Source organism: Hydrococcus rivularis NIES-593, from assembly GCF_001904635.1.
Lineage (GTDB): Bacteria > Cyanobacteriota > Cyanobacteriia > Cyanobacteriales > Microcystaceae > Hydrococcus > Hydrococcus rivularis.
Genome location: NZ_MRCB01000004.1, coordinates 136,708 through 161,089, shown reverse-complemented (window position 1 = coordinate 161,089; position 24,382 = coordinate 136,708). Strand labels below are relative to the sequence as shown.

Annotated in this window: 24 protein-coding genes and 1 tRNA gene; 15 read left to right on the top strand and 10 right to left on the bottom strand. The window is 43.7% G+C overall.

Translation table 11 applies throughout. The annotated features are described in order from the left end of the window. The first annotated feature begins 88 nt into the window (after positions 1 to 88). Positions 89 to 964: a Tab2/Atab2 family RNA-binding protein gene (locus NIES593_RS05665; protein WP_073598648.1), complete on the top strand. Its 876-nt coding sequence runs from the start codon at positions 89 to 91 to the stop codon at positions 962 to 964. A gap of 5 nt (positions 965 to 969) precedes the next feature. Here the strand turns inward: NIES593_RS05665 and NIES593_RS05660 are convergent, their stop codons facing one another. The 4 genes from NIES593_RS05660 to NIES593_RS05645 form a co-directional block, all read right to left on the bottom strand. Continuing rightward, complete coding sequence (locus NIES593_RS05660; RefSeq protein WP_073598647.1) at positions 970 to 1,740, bottom strand: pentapeptide repeat-containing protein; 771 nt, start codon at positions 1,738 to 1,740, stop codon at positions 970 to 972. A 187-nt stretch (positions 1,741 to 1,927) separates the two neighbouring features. Continuing rightward, a tRNA-Thr gene (locus NIES593_RS05655) sits at positions 1,928 to 1,999 on the bottom strand. Positions 2,000 to 2,101: 102 nt separating this feature from the next. Further along, entirely contained in the window at positions 2,102 to 2,749 is a 648-nt protein-coding gene (locus tag NIES593_RS05650; protein ID WP_015145477.1) for a response regulator transcription factor, read from the bottom strand. 200 nt (positions 2,750 to 2,949) lie between these two features. Beyond that, positions 2,950 to 3,435 (bottom strand): (2Fe-2S) ferredoxin domain-containing protein, encoded by a 486-nt coding sequence (locus NIES593_RS05645; RefSeq protein WP_245817316.1) that lies wholly within the window; start codon positions 3,433 to 3,435, stop codon positions 2,950 to 2,952. A 62-nt stretch (positions 3,436 to 3,497) separates the two neighbouring features. Between NIES593_RS05645 and NIES593_RS23945 the strand changes: the two genes are divergently transcribed. Beyond that, a complete protein-coding gene (locus NIES593_RS23945) occupies positions 3,498 to 3,659 on the top strand; it encodes a hypothetical protein (RefSeq protein WP_175561042.1) in 162 nt (53 codons plus the stop codon). A 145-nt stretch (positions 3,660 to 3,804) separates the two neighbouring features. Here the strand turns inward: NIES593_RS23945 and cofH are convergent, their stop codons facing one another. After that, on the bottom strand, positions 3,805 to 4,932 hold the full coding sequence (gene cofH, locus NIES593_RS05640; protein ID WP_073598646.1) for a 7,8-didemethyl-8-hydroxy-5-deazariboflavin synthase subunit CofH: 1,128 nt from the start codon (positions 4,930 to 4,932) through the stop codon (positions 3,805 to 3,807). Between the two features lie 20 nt (positions 4,933 to 4,952). On the opposite strand from cofH, the gene NIES593_RS05635 reads away from it, so the two are divergent. Beyond that, positions 4,953 to 6,599 (top strand): LA_3751/LA_3752 family putative glycosyltransferase, encoded by a 1,647-nt coding sequence (locus NIES593_RS05635; RefSeq protein ID WP_073598645.1) that lies wholly within the window; start codon positions 4,953 to 4,955, stop codon positions 6,597 to 6,599. 438 nt (positions 6,600 to 7,037) lie between these two features. On the opposite strand, the gene speA is transcribed toward NIES593_RS05635, so the two are convergent. Further along, positions 7,038 to 9,074 (bottom strand): biosynthetic arginine decarboxylase, encoded by a 2,037-nt coding sequence (speA, locus tag NIES593_RS05630; protein ID WP_073598644.1) that lies wholly within the window; start codon positions 9,072 to 9,074, stop codon positions 7,038 to 7,040. 211 nt (positions 9,075 to 9,285) lie between these two features. Between speA and NIES593_RS05625 the strand changes: the two genes are divergently transcribed. The 9 genes from NIES593_RS05625 (at position 9,286) to NIES593_RS05585 (ending at position 17,204) form a co-directional block, all read left to right on the top strand. Further along, entirely contained in the window at positions 9,286 to 9,816 is a 531-nt protein-coding gene (locus NIES593_RS05625; RefSeq protein WP_073598643.1) for a DUF4330 domain-containing protein, read from the top strand. 103 nt (positions 9,817 to 9,919) lie between these two features. Continuing rightward, positions 9,920 to 11,230 carry a dihydroorotase gene (locus NIES593_RS05620; protein ID WP_083602342.1) on the top strand — a complete coding sequence of 437 codons (1,311 nt, stop codon included), beginning with the start codon at positions 9,920 to 9,922 and terminating at the stop codon, positions 11,228 to 11,230. 113 nt (positions 11,231 to 11,343) lie between these two features. After that, complete coding sequence (locus NIES593_RS05615; RefSeq protein WP_073598642.1) at positions 11,344 to 12,381, top strand: M42 family metallopeptidase; 1,038 nt, start codon at positions 11,344 to 11,346, stop codon at positions 12,379 to 12,381. Positions 12,382 to 12,446: 65 nt separating this feature from the next. Continuing rightward, positions 12,447 to 12,965, top strand: coding sequence for a hypothetical protein (locus NIES593_RS05610; protein ID WP_073598641.1), 519 nt, complete (start codon positions 12,447 to 12,449; stop codon positions 12,963 to 12,965). Between the two features lie 214 nt (positions 12,966 to 13,179). After that, positions 13,180 to 14,778 (top strand): 2,3-bisphosphoglycerate-independent phosphoglycerate mutase, encoded by a 1,599-nt coding sequence (gene gpmI / locus NIES593_RS05605; RefSeq protein WP_073598640.1) that lies wholly within the window; start codon positions 13,180 to 13,182, stop codon positions 14,776 to 14,778. Between the two features lie 55 nt (positions 14,779 to 14,833). Continuing rightward, positions 14,834 to 15,067: a preprotein translocase subunit SecG gene (gene secG / locus NIES593_RS05600; protein ID WP_073598639.1), complete on the top strand. Its 234-nt coding sequence runs from the start codon at positions 14,834 to 14,836 to the stop codon at positions 15,065 to 15,067. A gap of 187 nt (positions 15,068 to 15,254) precedes the next feature. Further along, positions 15,255 to 16,061, top strand: coding sequence for a matrixin family metalloprotease (locus tag NIES593_RS05595; RefSeq protein ID WP_073598638.1), 807 nt, complete (start codon positions 15,255 to 15,257; stop codon positions 16,059 to 16,061). Between the two features lie 65 nt (positions 16,062 to 16,126). After that, the gene (locus NIES593_RS05590) at positions 16,127 to 16,531 is read left to right on the top strand and encodes a CAAD domain-containing protein (protein WP_073598705.1); all 405 of its coding nucleotides are present in this window, start codon (positions 16,127 to 16,129) and stop codon (positions 16,529 to 16,531) included. A gap of 400 nt (positions 16,532 to 16,931) precedes the next feature. Continuing rightward, entirely contained in the window at positions 16,932 to 17,204 is a 273-nt protein-coding gene (locus NIES593_RS05585) for a hypothetical protein (RefSeq protein WP_015145463.1), read from the top strand. Between the two features lie 116 nt (positions 17,205 to 17,320). Here the strand turns inward: NIES593_RS05585 and NIES593_RS05580 are convergent, their stop codons facing one another. Continuing rightward, positions 17,321 to 18,022: a GDSL-type esterase/lipase family protein gene (locus tag NIES593_RS05580; protein ID WP_073598637.1), complete on the bottom strand. Its 702-nt coding sequence runs from the start codon at positions 18,020 to 18,022 to the stop codon at positions 17,321 to 17,323. 780 nt (positions 18,023 to 18,802) lie between these two features. Between NIES593_RS05580 and NIES593_RS24510 the strand changes: the two genes are divergently transcribed. Next, a complete protein-coding gene (locus NIES593_RS24510; protein ID WP_073598636.1) occupies positions 18,803 to 19,207 on the top strand; it encodes a hypothetical protein in 405 nt (134 codons plus the stop codon). Between the two features lie 151 nt (positions 19,208 to 19,358). Next, the gene (locus NIES593_RS23940) at positions 19,359 to 19,571 is read left to right on the top strand and encodes a hypothetical protein (RefSeq protein ID WP_175561041.1); all 213 of its coding nucleotides are present in this window, start codon (positions 19,359 to 19,361) and stop codon (positions 19,569 to 19,571) included. Positions 19,572 to 19,733: 162 nt separating this feature from the next. Here NIES593_RS23940 and NIES593_RS05570 read toward each other — a convergent pair whose 3' ends face one another. The 3 genes from NIES593_RS05570 to phaE form a co-directional block, all read right to left on the bottom strand. Next, positions 19,734 to 20,684, bottom strand: coding sequence for a patatin-like phospholipase family protein (locus NIES593_RS05570; RefSeq protein WP_073598635.1), 951 nt, complete (start codon positions 20,682 to 20,684; stop codon positions 19,734 to 19,736). A 238-nt stretch (positions 20,685 to 20,922) separates the two neighbouring features. After that, entirely contained in the window at positions 20,923 to 22,017 is a 1,095-nt protein-coding gene (locus NIES593_RS05565) for a class III poly(R)-hydroxyalkanoic acid synthase subunit PhaC (RefSeq protein ID WP_073598704.1), read from the bottom strand. Positions 22,018 to 22,104: 87 nt separating this feature from the next. Then, a complete protein-coding gene (gene phaE / locus NIES593_RS05560; protein ID WP_073598634.1) occupies positions 22,105 to 23,196 on the bottom strand; it encodes a class III poly(R)-hydroxyalkanoic acid synthase subunit PhaE in 1,092 nt (363 codons plus the stop codon). An 838-nt stretch (positions 23,197 to 24,034) separates the two neighbouring features. Between phaE and NIES593_RS05555 the strand changes: the two genes are divergently transcribed. Beyond that, positions 24,035 to 24,373: a ribbon-helix-helix domain-containing protein gene (locus tag NIES593_RS05555; protein ID WP_073598633.1), complete on the top strand. Its 339-nt coding sequence runs from the start codon at positions 24,035 to 24,037 to the stop codon at positions 24,371 to 24,373. Positions 24,374 to 24,382 lie beyond the last annotated feature (9 nt).

Sequence of the window (24,382 nt, the reverse complement as noted above, 5' to 3'; positions counted from 1 at the left end):
TGGAGGCTGGGGGACGGGGAGATGGGGAGACAATTAACCATTAACTACTAACTACTAACCAATCCAAAATCCTTTCATCGAATGACAAATGACAAAAATTTGGGAACTAGATTTTTATTCGCGTCCGATTTTAGATGAAAACAAAAAGAAGCTTTGGGAAGTTTTAATTTGCGAGACTCCTACCGATTCCAAACAATCGCCCGATTCTTTGTTTAAATACTCGCAATTTTGCTCCAATCAGAGCGTCAATTCTCTCTGGTTGCAGCAAGAAATTAAAAAGGCGATCGCGCAAGCGGGCGTTGCCCCCAAAAAAATTCGCTTTTTCCGCCGCCAAATGAATAATATGATCGTCAAAGCCTGCGAAGATTTGGGAATTCCGCCCGCACCTAGCCGTCGCACCTACGCCCTCGAACGGTGGCTGGCGCAGCGCTTGAAAGAATTTTACCCAAACCAACCCGGATACGATGCAGCAGCCGCTAAGTCGGCTTCCGTTCAGTATCCCCCCTTGAATGCTACTCCCTTACCCGATGCCGTTAGAGGCGATAAAGGGGATAAATGGGCATTCGTTTCGTTAGAGGCTTCAGCCTTCGAGGAGATGAATGAGTGGGATATTGCTTTTGGAGAGGCGTTTCCTCTCTCGCTGGCTGGCGTAACTCCCGAAATGAAAATTCCGGGGTTAATTATTTTCTCGTCTAGGGCGCTGCCTTTAGCGGGTTGGATGTCGGGGTTAGAATTGGCTTTTCTCAAGTTTGAAGGCGGATCTCGACCGATAGTTCGTTTAGAGACAGGGGCTAGCGATAGTTGGATTTTAGCAAGCCTAACCGATCCCAAAATGCTAGCAGAAGCCAAAGGATTTGAGGAAGCCAAACAGAAGGCGCAACAAGTTCATTTTCTGGCAATTCAATCGAATCCAGAATCGGAATCGTTTGCGGGATTTTGGTTGTTGAAGGGAGAGAAATTTTGAGCGAATTACTTATCTTGCTCGCGATCGAGGGGGCAAGAGAAATGAGGGATAATTAGAGCACAATTTTTAGTAAAATCTGCTATCCACTTTTCCGTCAACTTTTCCATCAATTTTGTTTCTATCGATCCCACATGCTCTATTAAGGCTCCTGTAAAAATTATTTCACCATTGCGATCTATCTCGAAGCCTTTTAGCCAGTCTAAATTTGGTTTTGAATCGTGTAGATATTTTGTCGCTAGTTTATTTCCTAAGTAATACTTTGCAGATTTATAGACAACATTTAGTTGCCTTAAGATTTTTTCTATAGTGATTTGCTGTTCTGAGAAAAGATCTAAATTATAAGTTTTTTTATCTTTTAATAAATTTAGATCGAACTCTGCTCCGAATTCAGTATCGTTGTCATAATAAATTCTAGTCCACAAAGCTTCGTGAAGATTAGCACCGCTCAAGCGAGCGCCGCTTAAGTCGACTTCATCTAATTCTGCGTTCCTTAAATTCGCTCCAATCAAGCAAGCTTTTTGTAAGTTAGCTCCCTTCAGATTGGCTGCGATCAAATTAGCATCTGTAAGATTGGCTCTTTCTAAATAAGCTCCTTTTAAGTTGGCGCAACTTAAGTTAACACCTTTTAAATTAGCGTAACTTAGATCGGACTCTTCTAAATTGGTATGACTTAGATCGACTCTTTCTAAGTAAACCATTTTTAAATCCATGTTTTTGAAGTCTTTTTGCCCTTCACTAAGTTTTTTCCTAATCTCAAAACCTAGACTGATACTCATAATGCACCTTTTTCATATCAGTTGCACCATTCTAATGATTTACTTGTAATTGGGGCTGTCGATCTAGACCCTCCAATTTAACAGAAGGATTTTCCTAAGTGTACCCATGAAGAGCCACTGCGGATACATCATCGATAGGATTTCTTATTCCAACTGCTAGATAGTCGCTAAATCATTGATTTTTTTAAGCTGGTGGACGGATTTGAACCCTCGACCGCCCGCTTACAAGGCGGGTGCTCTACCACTGAGCTACACCAGCAGATACCATAGTTTAGAATAGCATATCAGTTACCAGAATCGCGGCGTCAGGAGCTAGAAGTCAGAAGGCACGGGACAACTGGTCACTGATAATTGGTAACTGTTATGCCATCCGACTTTCGATCGCCCAACGCGCTAACTCCGTCCGATTCTTGAGATTGGTTTTGTTGAGCATGTTGGATACGTGGCTTTCAATTGTTCTCTGGCTGACGTTCAGCTTTTCGGCAATATCCTTATTTGCCATTCCTTGGGCTAACAACTGAACAACTCTCAATTCGGTGGGAGTCAACTCCACATTTTGAGGCACCTGAATTTTCGATCCCTCGTTTGTTTTGGCTGTATTCTGCTTCATCAAGCGCTTGGCTTGCTTGAGAGATGATTCTACCTGGGCTACGAGTTCTTCCGGTTCAAAAGGCTTCACCATATATACGTCAGCCCCCGTGTTGAGTCCCTTAACGCGGTCTTGACTTTGACCTTTGGCTGAAAGAAACATAAAAGGAATCCAACTGGTTCGGGAATCTTGTCTGACCTTTTCTACTAAGGCATAACCATCCATCTCTGGCATCATTACATCGCAAATGATCATGTCAGGAGTTTGGTTTTCTAAAATTTCTAAGGCTTCCCGACCGTTTTCGGCTGTTATAACCTCATAGCCTTGAAACTCTAAATAATCTTTGACCAACAAAATTAGGTTGGGATCGTCGTCAACTAGCAGCAGTTTCTTACTATCTTTATGGGAGTTGTCTTTCATGGGCGATACTTGACTATGCCAGTTTTAATTCACGGATTTAGTAGTGGGATCGCTATTTTTTATTTATTTATCGGCTATGAGCTAAAAGCACGTTAGCCCATCGGCTCGATTTATTCGCTAACTTTTATGTTAATTTAATCTGAGATATTTGAGACTTTATTCTGCATTAAAGTTTTTTACCCATTTCTAGTAGCAGCGTTTTAAACGCGATCGACTTTATTGCTATTGGCTTCCACTACTATTGTCGTTTCTGGTAAAGGATGAGTCAGAAAGGCGTATTCTTCCACTACCTTATTGCCAATCAAATGTTCTTGGATAATTCGTTCGATGACTTCTGGGGTAGCATGACGATACCATACGCCATCAGGATAAACTAACAGGATAGGTCCTGCGGTACACACGCGCAAACAATTGGCTTTGGTACGGAAAATGTAACTGGGGTTAACTTCTGTTGGTTTATCGAGTCCTAGTTCTTGCAGGCGGCGTTTTAAATAGTCCCATGCTTCTAAACCCGCTTCTTTCGAGCAGCATTTTGGTTTAGTTTGATCGGCACAAATAAAAATATGTCGCTGAATTTGTTTGAGTCTAAGATTGTTCGCGCTTTCGGTTAAGGGGTTTGTTATTACTTCTGGAGCAATATTTTGTTCTTCTAGACTGGATTGAATAGCAGTTGTTCGATCGCTCATACGTTTAGAATCTATTATTCTCACTTGAATTAAAGCCCAAATCCCATTGTAATCATATATTTATGAAAATTAAACTGATATTTGAGGAACAAGAAATTGATTTCTTGGTGCGATCGAGTCAGAAGGAAATTCCCCTAAAAGAAAGGTACGAGCAGCTAAATTTATCCTTTCGTGCGGGAAGACCCTTGACGCAGCGTAGCGGAGTGAAGGGGACGGTCGGCTGAAATATCGGAGGTCTCCTCCGATATCGCCGACCTCATGAAAGCACGGTCAGGGTCTATACTCTTGTCTTTTTGTGCCAAGTAGATAGCATAAATCTATGTTTGGTCGAAGCATATATGTTAGTTTTCGAGTTTAATAGGAGTCTTTCTATAGGTACTCGTAAAGCGTACTCCTTTGTTGATAGGAACGATCGATAGATTGAATGGCTTTCTGTAGGGTTTCTACCTCCATGCACGTGCCTCCCTGCGCCCCTGCCATGGTGGTAATGTGTTCCTCCATCAACGTCCCGCCAATGTCGTTACAGCCGCATTTAAGGGCTTCTGTAGCGCCTTCTAAACCTAGTTTGACCCAACTGGGTTGATGGTTGACAATCCAATTACCGAGAAAGATGCGAGCGACTGCGGTTAGCAGTAAGGTATCTTCTAGAATGGGTTGATCGCGTCCGACTCGGTTTCGTAGGGGTTTGGGTGCTTCTTGACCGACGAAAGGTAAGAGAATAAATTCTGTAATCTTAGCGGGGTATCCGTTTTCGATCGCATTTTGTTGTAGCGATCGCAATTTTTGTAAGTGGGCGATCGCATCTTCTGGGGTTTCAATATGCCCGCATAGCATGGTACTGGTGGTTGGAACTCCCATACGATGGGCGATACTGACAATTTCTAGCCAGGTAGCCGTATCGATTTTTTCGGGGCAAATTACTCGTCTGACGCGATCGCTGAAAACTTCGGCGGCAGTTCCCGGCATCGAACCTACCCCTGCATCTCGTAGAGAGATAATAACATCTTCGTAGCTAATCCCGTCTTCTCTGGCGATGAATTGTACTTCCTGGGGAGAAAATGCATGGAGATGGAGTTGGGGATATTCTGCTTTGATGGCTTGTACCAATCGTAAATAGTAAGGCAAGGAAGCGCCATTCAGTTTCGCTTTGGGATTTAAGCCTCCCTGCATGCAGATTTCTGTCGCGTTCCGTCGGACGGCATCGGCTGTTTTCTCCAAAATTTGGCTAGTATTTAACCAGAATGCCCCTTCTTCTCCTTCGTCGCGGCGAAAGGCACAAAAGCTGCAATGCTGCTCGCAGATGTTAGTAAAGTTTATATTACGATTGATGACGTAGGTAACGGTATCGCCTGCTTGTTTCTGACGTAGGTCATCGGCTGTCTGACAGATCTCAGCGATCGCTTCTGGTTCCTTTTGCCTTAGGAGAACAACTCCTTCTGTTTCTGACAAGTCAGCACCGCTTTTGGCTCGTTCTAAAATAGCTTTAACAGCTTCCATTTTGCGATCGCAGATTTCTAATGAAACTCAAACCGTTTTATCTTCCATTGTTAATTATTTTAGCTGGAATTGTATTCTCAATTTATTTACAATGGCAAGTTCCAGATGGGGTTTATTTTAGCGGCGATGCCGGATTAAAAGCACTACTCGCGCGACAGTTGAGCGATGGAATTTTACATTTCGATCTCGTTCCTCCCGCCCAAGGTTGGGTGCGGGATCTTTGGGCGCAAGGATTATATCCCTATGACAAACCCTATGTTTATAACGTAGCCGACAAATATTATATTACTTTTCCCTTTACTTTTCCGCTAGTTACTGCTCCTTTTGAGGCACTTTTCGGGTATCGAGGTCTTTATCTAATTCCTCTTATTTCTACCTGGGCGATTTGGTTTATTTTTTATTGGGTTTGTCAACAATTGAAGTTGAATAATCTAGACACTTCTTTAGCGCTAATCAGTTTAATCTTTGCATCGCCCATAACAATTTATAGTGCCATGTATTGGGAACATACTCTCGCTCTTGTTCTCGCATTTGCTGGCACGGCAATCCTTTTCGTTTCTAAAGAATTATCGGGGTTATCAATAAAAAATGCTGTCATTAGTGGCAGTTTAATTGGTTTGTCTGTTTGGTTTAGACCTGAATTTTTGTGTTGGGTCATTACTCTCGCAGTACTGGTTTATTTTGCTGCGCTAACTCAGACAAGTCTATTGGCAAGTTTGAGAAAAAAAATTAATTTAGATTCTTTGGCTTTTTTGTCGAAGAATAAAAACATTTTCGTTGCTAGCACGCTAGTGACGATTGGTTTATTTTTCTTGTGCAATAAGCTAATTTACAACCATCCTTTGGGTATTCATGCCATTCAGGTGGTTGAAGAATCTTCACTGGCTCAAAAATTGAAAGATAGTTGGAAAAGTTTTCGCCAACTTGGATTCGCTTTTTTTCAGTACTTTCCAGTTGCTTTATTTTTATTGATTCTTCCTCTGCTATCGCTCTTTAAAACAACAAAAAGCAAATTTAATCTCAAATTATTTTTGACCTATTTGATTTGTATTTTCTTTATTATTGGCGTATCTTTAATCGTTCCTCCCGGAAAACAAGGATTAATTGCTGGTGGAAAGCAATGGGGAGCGAGATTTTTATTCATACTAATTCCAATGGTCTCTGTAGTGACGTTTCAAGAGTTAACCCGACTCAGAGAAACAGGTCGTTCTATTTTAGGATATACAGCACTTTTTATTATTTCTCTACTTTTAATCTGGGGAATTCATAAAAATACCTACGAGGCTACAGGTTTTCTTCAAAAAAATTATCAAGGGGTTTTACCTGCTATTGAATTTTTACAAAAGTCTCCCAATAATGTAATCGCGATTTCTCATCAATATGTGGCACAAGCTATTGAAGCTTCTCTACGTCGAGATAAGTTACTTTTCTGGGTAGAAAATCAAAAAGATTTGGAAAAACTGAGCTTAGCTTTACTAGCCCAGAAGCAGCAAAGATTTATTTATATTTGCTATCCTCATCGTCCTTGCGAGCTTCCCAAACAAACCTCGGAAAATCTAAAAATTTATCAAAAAAATCGAGATTTAAAAATTAAATTTTTAAATTTAGGAAAATTTGGTAAGTATCCTATATACGAGGGAACGATTATCGAGCGGTCGCGTTTATAACTTCTGATTTGACACTGACGCTTCACCCCTTGCAAAAGTCCTCGCCTATAAGACTAAATGATGATTACTAGAAAAGTTTTCAGTTCATTTTAATGGACTTATGCTGTTAGCCAAGAAATTGATTTCTTGGCGAGATTTTAATGTTTACTGGCTAGTTTGACTGACAAAACTCAAATCGCCCTCACCCCAACCCCTCTCCCAGAGCGGGAGAGGGGTTTTTTACTTAAGAGTTTACCTGAAGTCTCTTTGCCCCTTGTGGGAGAAGGGATTTAGGGATGAGGGGACAAAGATTGATCGGTCAACCAGGTTTTTTGATTATAGTATGAGCTATAAGATAGCCCTTCATGGTAGCGCAAATATGAGTAGAATATTTCCTATCGTTTTAAGAAAAGCTAACAATATTTTGTACAGTGGCATCGCTACATTACCCAAGTTCTCTTACTCCCCAACCAAATAGGTATAGCGACTCAAACTGCGTTCGTAGTCGTTGAGTAAAAGTTGAGATTCTTTGAGAGTAATTCGATTTTCTTGTAAAGCTTGTTCGGTGCGGCGGCGAATATTTTCTAGTAAATCTTCTGCCTTGTATTGAACGTAGCTCAGAACTTCAGTAATGGTATCGCCTTTGACTAAATATTCAATTTGATATCCTTTTGGAGACATTTGAATGTGAACGACATTTGTATCGCCAAAAAGATTGTGCAAATTGCCCATAATTTCTTGATAGGCTCCTACCAAAAACATTCCCAGATAATAAGGTTCGTGAGATTTTTGGCGATCGCTATTCGGCTTTTCGAGCGGTTTGAGCGGATGCAATTCCAAGACAGATTTAACGTCTCGCAAGTCAATAAATTGGTCGATTTTGCCATCGCTATCGCAAGTTAAATCGGCTAAAATTGCCCGTTGGGTTGGTTCTTCATTCAAGCGATGAATGGGCATGATGGGAAAAAGCTGATCGATCGCCCAGGAATCCGGTGCCGATTGGAAGACAGAAAGATTGACATAATAGATAGAAGCCATGATCTTTTCTAAGTCTTCTAAATCGTCGGGAACGTATTCTTGACGGCGAGCAATATCGAGAATTTTACCGCAGCAAGCCCAGTATAATTGTTCGGCTCTGGCTCTTTCTTTTAAACTCAAATAGCCGAAGTTAAATAGACTGGTGGCTTCTTCTTTGAATTGAATGGCATCGTTATAGGTTTCTTGGTAGTTATTCTCATTAATAGATTCGTAGGTCTCCCAAAGATTGCGCAGAACTAAATGTTCGGTTTCTTCTACAGCTTGAGGCGGCGTAGAGGGAACATCGTTAGTCTCCAAAACATCAAAAATGAGAACGGATTGATGGGAAGCGATCGCCCGCCCGCTTTCGCTCACGAGAATGGGGGCATTGACCCGACCTTGCTCGCAAGCATCTCTAACGTATGCGACGATATCGTTAGCATAATTCTGCATATTGTAATTCTTCGAGGCGTAAAAGTTGGTTTTAGAGCCGTCGTAATCAACGCCTAAGCCACCTCCCACATCTAGATAGCACATATTCGCTCCCAATCTAGTCAGTTGCACGTAAATCTGACTGGCTTCGCGAATAGCATCTTTGATGACGCTAATCGAAGAAATTTGAGAGCCGATATGAAAGTGAAGCAGTTGCAAGCAATGAAGCATTCCTGTCGCTTGTAACTCATCGACGACTTTAAGCATTTCGGAAATGGTCAGACCGAATTTAGCGCGATCGCCCGTAGAAGTACCCCAGCGCCCCGATCCCTTGGTACTCAATTTGCCTCTGACGCCTAAAACGGGTTCGATCCCCAATTGCTTACTAATTTGAAGTGCTACATACAGTTCTTCGAGTTGCTCGATAACGACAATCGTTTGATGTCCTAGTCGTCTCGCTAAAAGTGCCGTTTCGATATACTCTCGATCTTTGTAGCCATTGCAAATCAATAAAGCTTCCGAACTAGGTTCTAGCGTCGCCAGCGCAATCATTAATTCGGGTTTCGATCCCGCCTCTAGTCCGAATTGGTAAGGTTTGCCATAACGAACTAGGGATTCGACAATGTGGCGATGCTGGTTGCATTTGATCGGGTAAACTCCCCGGTAGACATTAGGATAGTTGTAGCGGGCGATCGCGCGAGCAAAAGCAGCATTTAAGCGTTCGATCCGATCGGCTAAAATATCCGAGAAGCGAATGAGTAAGGGCAGTCCGATATTTCTCTGACGCAACGCTGCAACCAGTTCGTACAGATCTAGAGAACCGCCGCGATCGCCTTGAGGCGAAACCGTCACGTGACCGGCTGCATTAATTGAGAAGTAAGGTTCTCCCCATCCCTGGATGCGATATAGGTTTTCGCTATCTTCTATCGTCCAAGATCGACTGGCAACTTTCTGCTCTCGATTGCCGTCTTCTTGGGAGTCGAATTGTTGTTGGGTTGGCATTTTTTCTGTATGAGTTTTTCCTAGCGCTTTGATTTTTGCACCCATTACTCTGTCGTTACCTCTCAATTGCAACCGTTTCTTATCTTAGCTTTTCTGCCGTTTGAACGGGGTTAAGTAATGGCTATGGTAAAATTTCCTCGGATAGATTATCAAAAGAACTAAAAGGGAGATAGGGAGAGAGGAAGACAAGGTAACTCACAACAATTGACGATGGGCGATTGAGAAGTAAATGTAGATAATTAATAAACAATTGGCTATGAAAATTGTAGATTCTAAAGGACGTTTATTTGGAACGATCAGTATCCTAGATTTGGGTGCTGCCTGCGTTATTCTTTTAGTTATTATTGGGATCTTTTTCTTCCCTGGAACGTCTGGTACGTCGATCGCAGGTAGCGGAACTGGAATGAAACCCATTGAAGTTGACGCGATCGTGCGGGGATTGGGGATCCGAGATCCAAAAGTTTTATTGAGCGAGTTTGATAAAGCCAATAAAGCCAATCTAATTATTCGCAAGCAACCCCACGGTCAAATCGATATTAAAGCGGTCAAGCAACTTACTAGAACGGTAACCGTGCCCCAACCCGACGGTACGGTAAAAGCCCTTCCCGATCCCAAAGCCGATGCCTACGCTACCGATTTGCTTCTAACCTTGGCAGGCAAAGCGCAAATTACTAAAAACGGTGCCGTCTTAGGGGGTGAAAAAATTAAGATTGGCGTACCGATCGAGTTAGAAGGATTTAACTACAGTTTTAACGCTACCATTATTGACGTTCGTATCAAAGAGTGAGGCTTTGTGCGATCGCAGCTTTTTGGGAACAGCGGGGTCTAAATTCACATGATGCAAGAGTGGAGATAACCAAAACTTGATACGATTTATACGATTTAACTGATTGAAAACTTTACTGCTGCAATTGCTAAATTCACCCAAACGATTACTGCAACGAGTAAGGGTTCTAGATCCGCTTTCCGATACCGATCGCATTGCCGACGTTCTCATTGCTGGCGATCGCATAGAAGCAATTGAAACGCATTTCGATTCCATTCCTCAAGATGCATCAGTTTTGGAGACTGAGGGATTAATCTTAGCGCCGGGACTGGTCGATCTCTACAGCTACAGCGGAGAACCAGGACACGAAGAACGAGAAACGCTTGCTTCTCTGATCGCCGCTGCCAAAGCAGGGGGCTTTACTCGTTTAGCCATTTTACCCAATACCATTCCTCCCGTCGATAACCCCGCCACCTTAGCCTTACTGCAACAGAAGTTAGAAGTCGCAAGTCAGACAAAAGAATTCCCAAAGTCCCCCCATCTCAACTTCTGGGGCGCTTTGACTGTTGCCATTGAAGGGCAGCAAATGACGGAACTAACCGACCTAGCAGCGGCAGGCGCGGTGGGGTTTGCAGACGGTCGTCCGGTGAAAAACTTAGGTTTGCTGCGGCGATTGCTGGAGTATGTAAAACCTTTAAACAAGCCAGTTGCCCTAGTTCCAGCGAACGAATCCCTCAAGGGTAAAGGGGTAATGCGAGAGGGAGTAGCTTCGATTAGCTATGGATTGCCCGGAGATCCAGCCGTTTCAGAAGCCGCCGCGATCGCGTCTTTATTAGAACTCATTGCTGCTATCGATACTCCAGTTCATCTAATGAGGGTATCGACACGTCGAGGGGTCGAGTTAATCGCCCAAGCTAAAGCGCGGGGAGTACCCGTAACTGCCAGTACGACTTGGATGCATCTATTGCTCAATACTAACGACGTTGCCAGTTACGATCCCAATTTACGCTTAGAACCTCCTTTGGGCAACAAGGAAGACATGGCAGCCTTAATCGAAGGCGTGAAGCAGGGAATTATCGATGCTGTTGCGGTTGACCACACGCCTTATACTTATGAGGAGAAAACCCTTTCCTTTGCTGAGGCACCGCCGGGAGCAATCGGTTTGGAGTTAGCCTTGCCACTTTTGTGGGATCGCTTTGTGGAAAGCGGTGAATGGTCTGCGCTTGAGTTATGGCAGTGTTTGAGCGTTCGTCCTCTATCGTGTTTGCATCAAAAACCGATAAGTTGTACCCCCGGACAACCTGTCGAGTTGGTATTGTTCGATCCAAAAGCTAGGTGGACGGTAGAACAGCGAGAGTTGAATTCTCTTTCTACCAATACTCCTTGGTTTGGAAAACCAATAACGGGTCGCGTTGTCACAGATATCAGCGACTGACATTTTTGAACGCAACTCAGTATTAGTTAGCGGTTGAAAAGCGATTATTTCTAAACGAAAATTTCAGTTTTTTACTGCCAAAATTGGCTCTAATTCCCAATAATTATTTAATAATGCTAGCTTACGATATCTTATTTAAAACTATTGAAGAATTAGTACTGCATCATTCTCCTAGCGGCGTAGAGGAGGAAATCGATCGCCTTCTACTCGATCGCTTGAGATCGTTCGGATTAGAAACCTGGCAGGATCGGGCAGGAAATATTATTGCCAAAATTCCCGGTCGAGATTCTCAAAGATCCATCGCGATTACGGGTCATAAAGATGAAATCGGCGCGATCGTTAAATCCATCGACGAAAATGGTTGCTTGCAAGTTCGCAGACTCGGCGGTTCTTTTCCTTGGGTGTATGGCGAAGGCGTAGTCGATATTCTGGGCGACAAGGCAACGATTAGCGGCATTCTCTCTTTTGGTTCTCGCCACGTCTCGCACGAATCTCCCCAAAAGGCACAACAGGACAATGCCCCGCTGCGCTGGGAAGATGCTTGGGTAGAAACCAAACGGAGTATGACAGAATTAGCCGAAGTAGGCGTGCGTCCCGGAAGTCGAGTCGTTGTAGGAAAACATCGCAAGCGTCCTATTCGCTTAAAAGACCATATTGCTAGCTATACTCTGGATAACAAGGCTTCTGTGGCAATTTTGCTGGCACTGGCGGAATATTTGCAAGATCCTGGAGTAGATATCTATTTAGTTGCCTCGGCAAAAGAAGAGGTGGGTGCGATTGGGGCGCTCTTTTTTACTCAAAATCAGCCTTTGGATGCGCTGATTGCTCTAGAAATTTGTCCTTTATCTTCCGAATATCCGATCGCAGACGGAGAAGCACCCGTATTGCTATCTCAGGATAGCTATGGCATTTACGATGAAAAGTTGAACGATGAATTGCGAAAAGTTGCCCAAAAAGAGGAAATTCCCTTGCAATTAGCGGCGATTAGCGGATTTGGCAGTGATGCTTCGATCGCCATGAAATTCGGTCACGTCGCTCGTGCTGCTTGTTTGGGGTTTCCGACGCAAAATACCCACGGCTACGAAATTGCTCATTTAGGCGCGATCGCTAATTGCATCACATTACTTAAAACTTTTTGTCAAACTTCTTAAAACTTGAGACTATCTATCGCCTCATAGAATGGAGATAAGACTAAAAGCCGAGGAATTATACGATTATGAATGCTATGTCCGACCGTGGCTTGAAGTCCATAAGCTGGTCAACTGTTATTTTGTTTGCTTTGGGTTTCTGGCTCAGTGGTAGCTTGATTCTCGATCTGCTAATTCTTCCTAGCTTGTGGGCTTCTGGAATGATGAATCAAGCCGGATTTGCTAGCGCTGGCTATACGATCTTTGGAATGTTTAACCGCCTTGAATTACTGTGTGCCGCTTTAGTGCTAACAGGTTTTTTAGGGCTTCGTTTCTGCCATCTCATTTCCTATGCAGACCTCTTGCAAGAGCGCTTGTCGATTATTTTGTCAGGACTCCTTGTCATTATTCCCCTAATTTACATCTATTTTCTAACTCCCCAAATGAGTGGCTTGGGGTTACAGCTAAACCTGTTTGAAACAACTAGCACGATGCCTGCCGCCATGATTTCCCTGCACGAAGGTTACTGGTTGCTAGAGGTTCTCAAGTTTGTAGCAGGAACGACTTTACTGCGCTGGTGCTACCGCAGTTCTTGCCATCTCAGCTAATCATGCAGAAATTGCATAGAAACTCATCCGATCCCCTCATCTTTTGAGGGGATTGATTATGATAATATTAAGGTTTTTTTTGATAGATAAATCGGGTACAGGGGCAGAAAATCGCTGATAGCTTTATGCAGAAAAAGCAAAAAAGTAGGCATGATAGAGAAGTCAATGATATTATCAATGTGCATGTAGAAATATTATTGATAGGACAATCATCATGGCACAAGCACCTATATCTCCGGTGGTGCTAGTTATTCTAGATGGCTGGGGTTATCGCGAAGAAAAAAAAGCCAACGCGATCGCAATGGCAAAAACCCCCACTATGGATAGCCTGTGGGCAGCCTATCCTAGAACCTTAATTCATACTTCCGGCAAAGACGTGGGACTTCCAGACGGTCAAATGGGGAACTCTGAGGTAGGACACCTCAACCTAGGTGCTGGACGAGTAGTGCCGCAGGAGTTGGTTCGTATTTCTGATGCGGTAGAAAACGGTTCTTTTTTTCGCAACCCTGCCTTAGTAAAAGTTTGCGAGGAGGTTCGCGCCCGTGGTGGCAAACTCCATCTGATCGGTTTGTGTTCCGAAGGCGGCGTTCATTCGCATTTAACGCATTTATTGGGATTGCTGGATTTAGCCAAGCTACAATCGGTTGCCAATGTCTGCGTTCACGCTATTACCGACGGTCGAGATACGAATACGACTGAAGGCGCGATCGCAATTGGTAAAATCCAGGCACACATCGATAGAATTGGGATAGGGCGCATCGCCACGATTAGCGGTCGCTATTATGCCATGGATCGCGATCGCCGCTGGGATCGCACCAAAAAAGCCTACGATCTGCTCGTGCAAGATGGGGCGGGAGACGGACGTTCGGCGACTCAAGTCTTGCAGGATTTCTATGCCCAAGGCGTTACCGACGAGTTTATCGTACCAACTCGGATCGCACCTGGTGCCGTAGAAGCCGGAGATGGAGTGATTTTCTTCAATTTCCGCCCAGATCGAGCCAGACAGTTATGTTACGCTTTCGTAAGCCCTGGTTTTAACGGCTTTGAGAGAGAACAGATTAAGCCGCTGAGTTTTGTTACTTTTACTCAATACGACCCTACTTTACCCGTCAGCGTCGCCTTTGAACCGCAAAATCTGAGCAACATTTTGGGGGAAGTGATATCCAAGCACGGGTTGCGCCAGTTTCGCACGGCGGAAACGGAAAAATATCCCCACGTAACCTACTTCTTCAATGGTGGATTAGAAAAACCGTTTGAAGGGGAAGATCGAGAATTGGTTCAAAGTCCAATGGTGCCGACTTACGATAAAGCCCCCGCAATGTCAGCAGAAGCGGTTACCGATGTCGCATGTGCTGCCATTGAAAAAGGGATTTACTCCCTGGCGGTCATGAATTACGCCAATCCCGATATGGTCGGTCATACGGGCAACCTAGAAGCGGCGATCGAAGCTATTGAAACCGTCGATCGCTGTTTGGGACGCTTACTCGCGAGCATTAGTAAAATGGGCGGAACCGTTTTGATTACTGCCGATCACGGCAATGCAGAATATATGAGCGATGAAGCAGGAAATCCTTGGACGGCTCATACAACCAATCCTGTACCCTTGATTCTTATAGAAGGAGAAGGACGCAAAATTCCCGGACACGGTGCCAAAGTAGAACTTCGCGACGACGGACGGTTGTGCGATATTGCCCCAACAATCCTCGAAATTTTACAAATCCCTCAGCCAGAGGAAATGACCGGGCGATCGCTGATTAAACCGATAGAGTTTGAAGTCAAACCCAGTCGGACACCGATCCGGGTTTCCCTATAATCTAGATATAGGCTCTAGCCAAAATCTAAAAACTAACATCCTTTCATTGAATGTCATGACTATCGTTCAACTGGTTGAAGTTATTTGGGCAGTATCTGGTTTGTTGCTCGTCGTTATCGTCTTACTCCACAGTCCTAAAGGAGACGGGTTAGGCGGAATCGGCGGACAAGCACAATTATTCACCAGCGCCAAAAGCGCAGAAAAAACCTTGAACCAGATCGCTTGGACGCTGACTGCTATATTTATGGGAACAACGATAGTCTTGAGTGCTGGTTGGTTGAATCGGTAGATTGGGGATTGGTCGTTTGTCATTGGTCATTGGTCATTGGTCATCGGTTAGTGGTTAGGGGTTATACCAATTTTCATGTTTTCACGATCTATATTCTTCTCCCCTCTCCCAAATAGGGAGAGGGGTTGGGGGTGAGGGCGATCGACCGTCTCCGTCATTACTTTTAAAAAATGATATTAGTCGTTAATTGTCTCCCAACTCCTCCAACTCTCCCCACTCCCCCTATCCTATAGCGATAGGAGTTGCGATCGCGATTGGCATCCTTGTTATCCTTCTAGAATTTCGGGGCGTAGAAGCGAAAGACTCCAATTCTTTTCTACCTCCCTTACAGGTTCATCTCTTGCCGCCTACATTGGCACAGTGGCAAGTTCTCTCAAAGGCAGGGGACTATTTTTCCGAGGTCAAGCCTACTGCTGCGGGTTATTTAGTTTGGTCTGAGTTTCCGATTAAAGTTTATCTAGATCGTCCTGAAAATCTCCAAGACTCCTCAGCTAGCAACCGCCGTTTCCAGCAATGGACAAATGCCGTTGCAGAAGCGATCCGGGAATGGAACGCCTATCTACCTTTGATAGAAGTTAAGCAACCAGAACTGGCAGATATCGCGATCGAGCGATATCTGCCACCTTTGGGAGTGCAAATAGACCGCGAAACGGGACGGATAAAGAGATTTAGAGCGCGATCGGCGCAAACTCGCTGCGAGTTTTATATCCGCGCAGGAAATCCGCCTATTTTATCCCATCGCATGACGATTCTCATTAATCCGGGGTTGAGCGATCGCTCGATCCTCTCAGCGGCGCGCCACGAACTCGGTCACGCCCTGGGAATCTGGGGGCACAGTCGGGTGGAAACCGATATTATGTATTTTTCTCAAGTTCGCACCCCGCCCTCAATTTCTCCTAGAGATATCAACACGCTTAAAAAAGTCTATCAGCAGCCAACGCGATTGGGTTGGGCATTACCATTAAACAATTCGTCACCGTACAAAAAACGCTAGTATAAATTACATTAAACCCACTCGATGGGTTGGCATTCTCGCCTTTAGAAAGATTGGGAATGAATATGGTTGAACCATTTGTGCCACAAGAACAACTGCTTGAAACCGAAACTCCTCAAATCAAGCTCGGTACCGAACCCGCCGGTACTTTAGCGCCGCGATCGTACCAAGAAAAGTCGCTGCTGTTGGGACAGCAAATCACTAATTACATAGAACAGTCGCAACAATATTGGAATGATTTATGGCAAGCTTACAAGAAACCTGTAATCTTGCTAGGTTGGCTTGTAGGAGCGGGGATCGTTCTCAAGCTAACCCTAGCTGTAATGGGTGCTATTAACGACGTTCCTTTACTAGAACCGATATTTGAACTTGTCGGTCTAGGTTATACGGTTTGGTTCGGTTCTCGCTATCTAACTCGCTCTTATCAGCGATCGTCAACTCCCATCCGGCTCGAACCATCGGAGCGCTAATTCCTAAAGTTACGCTCAAAAAATAGAGACCAATTCTATATCTGTCGTTGACGACGGAGGCTTCTAGGCGCTTAATTTTTTGATAAACAATCAAAATTTAAGGCGACCATAGAATTATTACAGCAAAAATAAGGTCAGTCAATCTACAAATTGGGTTTTTTCAGAGTTTTTTAGCGATCTTGCTAGTTAAAAATATCAGGGGATCGTGACAATGTAATTGTTTAAAAGTTTTCAACTTTTAATAAAGTTTATTATCTTTTAATTGCTTAAATTTATGAAGTATGCGGAGAAAAATTGACTATAATAATGGTGTAAAAGCAAAAAGTAGGAAGCGGTAAAGATTCCGCCCCGCTTCCTCTCCGTCCCAATTGTGGATGGGGAATTTAGCGGCAGAAGGCTAATGGATACGAAAATCTGGGAAGAGTATCAAAAGCAATTCTCCGAATGGCAGAAAAAGTTTATCGACACCTGGCTTGAAAGTCTACCCAATGGAAAAAATGCTCTAAATTTCGGAGAGAATTTCGAGAAAACGTTGAAATTCCAAGAGGAAATAGTACGCTCTTACCTCGAAGTCCAAGAAAAAACCACTCAGATGCTGATAGAAACTCAAAAGCAATTCTGGAGCGATTATTTTGAAACAATGCGCAAAACACCTGCTACAACTTCTGGTTAGATTGGGTAGGGAGGTTGCGGTCAGTATTCCGGCGCCCAGCCGGCAGGCAGTTAAATATCGATCCTAAACAGAACCCTCAACTGCGATCGCAGTTGAGGGGTTTTCACACAAATCAGCTAAGAATGGCGAACAAAGAGCTTTGAAAATGGTTCCCAAGCCCGAATATCTTCTAGCAAAGCTTCGTAGCCTTTAACATTGGGATGGAGTCCGTCCGGGCAGAGGCGCGATTCGATCCATTCTTCTCCGCGTTCTATCCATAAATCAAAAATGTCTAAGTAAGGGATACGGCGTAGCTTGCAAGCAATTCTGGTGGCCTCTTTATAGCGGTATTGTTCGGCGCGATCGTAATACAAACACTCAAGAAAGGGCATCTTGCTCTCATCGACTGGTGTCATCCCCACAAACATGACCGGGCACAACTGCTGCGCTCGATCTAACAAGTCGGCTAGCTGTGCCATAAACGCTCCAAAATCGGTTAAGTTGCGTCCGTCTCGACGACCCACTCTCGGCGAGTCATTAACTCCCACCGATAGAATAATCATGTCTGGGACTCGATTTTTCAGCTCGCCCCGTTGGCGAAACTCCTGTTCGAGTCGCTGATGCACTTGAGCCACACCATTCCCGCGAATGCCCAAATTATAGAGAGCGTGACCGGAACCATCGAGATGCATCCACTGCCTTCGCAGACGTTCTACCCAACCGCCGCCGACAGGATCGCCAAAGCCATAGATCAGGCTATCCCCAAGGGCAATAATCCTTAGCGGAAAGCGATGGCGTTGAAGCATTGATGTCATCGTGGGAGAAGAAAGAGTTGGCATGGTGCATTTATTTCAACCTCGTCTGTCTATAAATCTATCTACAAATTGATAGATAAGGTCTGTTCGGCAGATTCTCTTTGGAACTTAGGTTTAGAGGACATCCGATCTGAAAAGTCCATTTTGTCTCTCATCTTACTGAAAACTGCTATCAGATGTTTCGTTTTGCTATTGCTACGCTCAACATGACGTTCTCTACCTTTGGGACAACCTATTAGATTAGATCGACTATCAAAGTTTTTAAATCCTAGTCAAGAAGTAGTGCATAGTAATTCGCTAGACGCGATAATTCTCTTTGATGATTACTTTTAGTGCAATATCTACACAAATACTCATCTAGAGAATCACAAAATTCTTTACTAATTTAATTCTTGGTAAAGCTCTGGTAAAGCTATTTTTGAATAAGAATCAAAAGCTTCACAGAACCATACTAGCGAGAAAAGTGAATCCTTACTCAGTTGTGTAAAGAATATTACATCCTCAGTCTTTCCATCCCTCTAATGATAGATTGTAACCAATCCAACTTATTAGGACTGTTATCTATTTAACATTTTTCAACAAATAATTAAACATCGTTTCCTATCTAAATGAGAATTTGACTAGACTTTGTCAAGTTTTGATAAGAATTTTAAGTTTCGAGATGTTATTTTTAAGACTTCAATTTCAGGCGAAAGCCTATAATATTAATGGATGAGAGGAAAAAATTAGGAAGTGGTTAATATCCCGCCCCGCTTCCTCTCCATCCACAAAAAAGGATGGGGTATCTAGCGGTAAAAAAAATCAATGGATACCAAAGTATTTGAAGATTATCAACAAGAAATCGCCAATTGGCAGAAAAAGTATTTCGACATTTGGCTTGAAACAATACCTACTACTGCGGGAAAGAATACGCTTAATTTCTCGGAAAATTTCGATAAAACGATGAAATTCCAAGAAGAAGTCGTAAAAACTTCCCTTGAAGCTCAAGAGAAAACAGCTCAGATGCTAATAGAAACCCAACGGCAGTTCTGGAATAACTATTTTGACTTGCTGCGGAAAATACCAACAGTGATGGAAACTCAAAAGCAGCTTGTAAATAACTATTTTGACTTGCTGCAAAAAACACCAACGATGGTGGAAACCCAACGGCAGATCTGGAATAGCTATTTTGATATGATGCAGAAAACCCCAGACAGTAGTGTAAATTAAATTTGCCGTCAACCTTTGAGTGCGTCTTGGGTTCCCAGGAGTCGCCGCAGCCCTTGTGCAATCAAACCGACCCTCAAGATCGCTCTTGAGGGGTGCAGCCTTTGTTAGATGCTTATCCAGAACGTTGGGGTAACATTTGGCGGCTAGGAGGATGGTGGCTGCTATTTTGGCTGCCGTCCTTACGGAATTTTTGCCTGATTGTGGAAACAAAGTTGATTTCTATTGGAAATTGAATGTTTCATACCATTTTTCATTCATTAATGACAGAGATGGTCGATCGCTCTCACACCCCCAACCCTTCTCCCAAATAGGGAGAGGGGAGAAGAATGTCGATCGCGAAAACCTGAAAATTGGTATTATCTAGTTGACTGACAAAACTCAAATCGCCCTCACCCCAACCCCTCTCCCGCACTGGGGGAGGGGCTTTCCACTTAAAACTTTTGCCTGAAGTCCCTTCGCCCCTTGTGGGAAAAGGGATTTAGGGATGAGGGGATAAAAATTTGTCAGTCAACCAGATGTTTTATTTTCATTGATAGCTCTTCAAGAAGGTTTCAGCCTCTGTTTCACCATAAGCCATCATACTCTGGATAAATGAAGGGCTGCGATCTATTTTGGACGAATAATCAAGCTCGCGAAGCATCATAATTCGCTTGACTTCAATAGGCTTGTACTTGCTATCTATAAGGAGCTTGCTTTGGAGCAACTGATTGATCTTTTCTATAAAATGGATTTCCTGTTCTAGGGAAAGATTACCAGAGAGTTCGGTACGCCGATCGCGTATGTCTTCTACGGACTTTGGCTCCTCCTTGCGAGCTGGCGGCTCGATTTGGATGACCCAGATCTCATCGGGTTTAGCATCTGGCAAGTCTCTTATCGGGGGGTTTTGCGTAAACAGCCCATCCCAAAATGCCGCTTGTCCGATTCGCACGGCTCTAAATAAAATGGGAATCGCGGCTGAGGCGAGAATCGCCTCTAGAGTAATTTCAGCATTCTTAAAAACTTTAAAACGACCGTCAAGGACGTTGACCGCTCCCACAATTAACACGGGACTTGATTCGTCGAGCAGTTCTCCGATTTTGTCAAATCGAACGTGCTTTTTCAACAGTTGCTTGAGGATCTGCTGACCCCAATTGGGGTAAAAATACGGGCTAACTTCGGGCAGCGAAAAAACGCTGCTGAGGCGAGAAGCCCAAACAAGGCTGTTGTTGAGATAATTATCCCAACACGACGTAGCAGAATTATCGCGCCAAAAAGTATCGAGCAGTTCGATCGCTTTCTGTTGACTTCCCAAGAGTAGACCATACCAGGTCAAGAGAGCGCAGATAGCGCCTCCTGAAGTTCCGCTCAGAGCCACAATTTCAAACTCCTCTCCTGCTTGCTTGAGGATTCTTTTCAAAACTCCAGCAGTAAACGCCGTATGGCTACCACCTCCTTGACAGGCGACCGCAACCCGCCGCTTTTCCCCGTTTTCTTGCATTTTTTCTGAGTCCTTATATCATTTTTCATTCATTAATGACACAGATAGTCGATTGCCCTCACCCCCAACCCCTCTCCCAAATAGGGAGAGGGGTGAAGAATGTATATCGTGAAAACATGAAAATTGGTATTACTGTTGTGAATTGAAAAATGGCCTCTCACAGGTAGAGACGTAGCCTACTATCTACGTCTCCGAACGCCTGTAAAGTCAACTCTATCGCCAGAAGCTAACTATGAGTTCACATTCGTGCCTTCAACCAATCGACGATTGTAGGAGGCAAATCTCGCTGTACCTTGCCGCTGACATACATACCGATATGACCGACTGGGAAGGAGCGCACCGTATAATCCTCTGTTCCCACATATTTTTCTAGTGCTTTAGAAGATTCGGGATCTACCAGATGATCCTTTTCGGCGTAAAGGTTCAAGACTGGCATCCGCACGTTTTTTAGATCCACGCGCTTATCGCCGAGCATCACTTCCCCTTTAATGAGTTTATTTTCCTGATAAAAATCCTTCATGAACTGTCGGTATGCCTCCCCTGCCTGATCGGGGCTGTCAAAGATCCACTTTTCCATCCGCATAAAGTTTAATAGCTTGTCTTCGCTGGTCATGACTTCTGGAAAGTCAAGGTATTTTTGAATTCCTAACTGCTGGGGTTTGAGCATCAAAAACTCAAGGTTGAGAAAATCGCCAGGAATATTGCCCAGGCTCTTGACCATCAGATCCACATCCAAAGCTTCTGCCCCAAGGGTGCAGCCTCCGCGCATGTTGAGCAAGGTGTTGGGCATGTTAAAATCTACTGGCGCAACCATGACGATTAAATTTTTTACCTTTTCGGGATAAAGGGAGGAGTAGCACAGACTGAAAGCTCCCCCTTGACAAATCCCTAAAAGGTTAATTTTCTCCAAACCGTGCTTTTCTCTGATGAAATCGACACAGTTATTGATATAGCCATTAATGTAATCGTCGAGGGTTAACCAGCGATCGGCTCTGCTGGGGTATCCCCAGTCAATCAAATAGACATCCAAACCCAGTTTGAGCAAATTGGCAACCAGGGATCGATCCTCTTGTAGATCGACCATATAGGGACGGTTAACCAAAGCATAAACAATTAGGAGGGGAATGCTCAAAGGCTGCTCGACCATCGGCTTGAAGCGGTATAGAATTACTTTATCCTCTCTGTAAACCGCTTCTTTAGGCGTAGCGCCAATTTCAATATCTTCCTCTCGCAGGCGGCTTAGGTTTTCAATGCCTTGAAGGACTTTTTTGGTTAGTTCGGTGTACTCGTGGCTCACATCTTCAAGGCGTATCTGAGTTAAAAACGGCAGCATGTCTTTTGTTTCCTCTTTATCTAACTGCGCTAGATGAATTTTTCTTGTAGGACTATCAAAATGCATCAGTCCTATTTCCTATTGAGGTTAATCTTGGGCTTGTGGCTGGGTTGGTGGCTCGCTACTCTCATAGGCGAGTAGGGTTTGTTTGAGAGCCTTGAGTTCCTTGAGCACTTCTTGGTTTTCGCGATCGCTCGCCTCATACCTGGCCAAAGTTTTTTTCAGGTTCTTGACCTCTTTCCGCAGCTCGTAAATATTCTTATGCATCTCGTCTACTTCGCTGCGCACGGGCATTCCCGCTAGTTTCATCCACAATTCTAGCAGTTCTTGCTGTTGGAGCCTATAGTTATTAAGGGAGTTGAGGAACTTACCCCGAATCTTGAGGTTCTCTTCATCGCAGAATGCCTGGGCAAAAACGTCGTCGGCAACCTGGCTCCAAATATCCTGAAACTCTCGCCAGTTCTTCACGGTTTTGCCCTTCTCGGCTAAAGAAACCAACTCTCGCATCAACTGTTCAAAAGAACGAATTTGGACGTTGGCTAGCACGATTTGATAATTGATGGTCGCCTGATAAAGATCTGTCCAGGCATCGAAAGCTCGTACTAACTTGCCATTGAACTCGCGAGTCGGCCCGAGGATGGGGCTTTGCATCAAGCTGCCAAAGGTTTCTTCGTACAGTAAGTTCCAGTAGAGGTTATTTAGCTCGATCCAAGGCGTGCTGGTTCCCGTGACCGTCTTACTAATCAATCCAGAGGACGACATGAGAGCAGATGCCCAAAGCTGGTTAAATTTCTGCGTTTCTTTCAAGTATAGCTGCCACAACTGGGCTGTATCTTGACTCACTCTAAGCGTTCCCGTGAAAAACTGGTCAAACTGCTGGCGAATCTGCTCGGTGTATTTGCTCAATGTCTGTTGCCAGTCTTCGCCCGATTCTACCTTGGGAAAAATATCCGTCCAGGCTTTGTAGGATAATCTGAGAAAGCGCACAAACAGGTCTTGATTATCTACAAATCGCTGGGCAACGTACTTGAATGCCGGTTTGGCATCGGCAAGCGTCTCAGCAGTTGGTGCTAGTCCCATCAGGTTAAACCAGCTTTTCCACATTTGAGTTCCCGTATCAGCCCAAGCTCTAACGAGATCGTTGGTCATCTCACTCCAGTGATTCGTTGTTTCTACCATGATCTTTCCTCAATTTAGTACAAACAAAATTTTGCTCGGTAACTCTACTGTGTGTTAATCTATTCCTTACTTCTATCTTTCCTTCTATCTTTAGTTAGACATAGCTTTAATTCTTTAGAAAAAATTTAAATTTGTTGCGCATTTACCTCTATTCTTGCTCCATTTACTATTTTATATCTACTAGATAACTGACTATCTTAGAATTAAGCGATCGTCAAGAATTGACGATCGCAGCTCGCCTACTTTTTCTTTTTTGTCAATCGGTTAGTTTTAATCAGAAATAGATTCGTTCGCTCTATAAAATTCTCTTTCTTAGACATTTGGCACGAATGACCCCGGAGCCTGACCGCTATTCCACCACAGCTGAGCGCTTCTTACTCTTGTTAGAGTAACAATAACATTTCTTAATATCATGCTGGTAATGATGGTTTAATCTTAAATCTTTATAAAGATTATATTTCTCATCTGGAAATCTTAATTTATTCTAGAGATATGGAGATCTAAACAAATTATTGAGTTCGGATTTTGTTCGGGATTGCTTGGAAGCGATCGCGCACTGTAAAAATTCCCAACTTAAAATTTAGCAGATTTTGCTAAAATATCCCAAGAAAACGGCAAAATTAAGATATCTATAAGATATCTATCGATTTCTCAAGTAGAGTTTTCCATATTTTTATTTTTTTATATGCAGACTTTTTATTTCTGCACGAGTGCTTTGAGCAACACAAAAAAGCAAGGAGCGCTCGTAAGTCATGCTGCCATCTCACACGTTGGGGTAACGACATTTAGTATGACTATGTTATACAATGTAAAACAGATGAGGTAAGAATTAATAGAAATGACAAAATCCCCCTTAGTATCTATCCGCATTCCACCCGAAACATTGGAACGCATCGATCTGCTGGCACAGAAATTGTATCCATCGCGTCGGGCAGGGAGAAACCCCAATCGCTCTCAAGTAATTTTGGATGCGATCGAGCAATTTTTAGTACAACACGAGATGCAATTGCACTCTAGCGACGATCGCGCGCCAGACATTATCGACGAAAGAATCAACACGGCACTTCAACGCTATCAAAGAAACTTAGAACGGCAAATCAAAGACTATATTGACAACAAATTTCTAGCCTACACCTACAATTTGAAACGACAGCTCATCGCGGCTAAAAAACAGTAGGCACAAAGC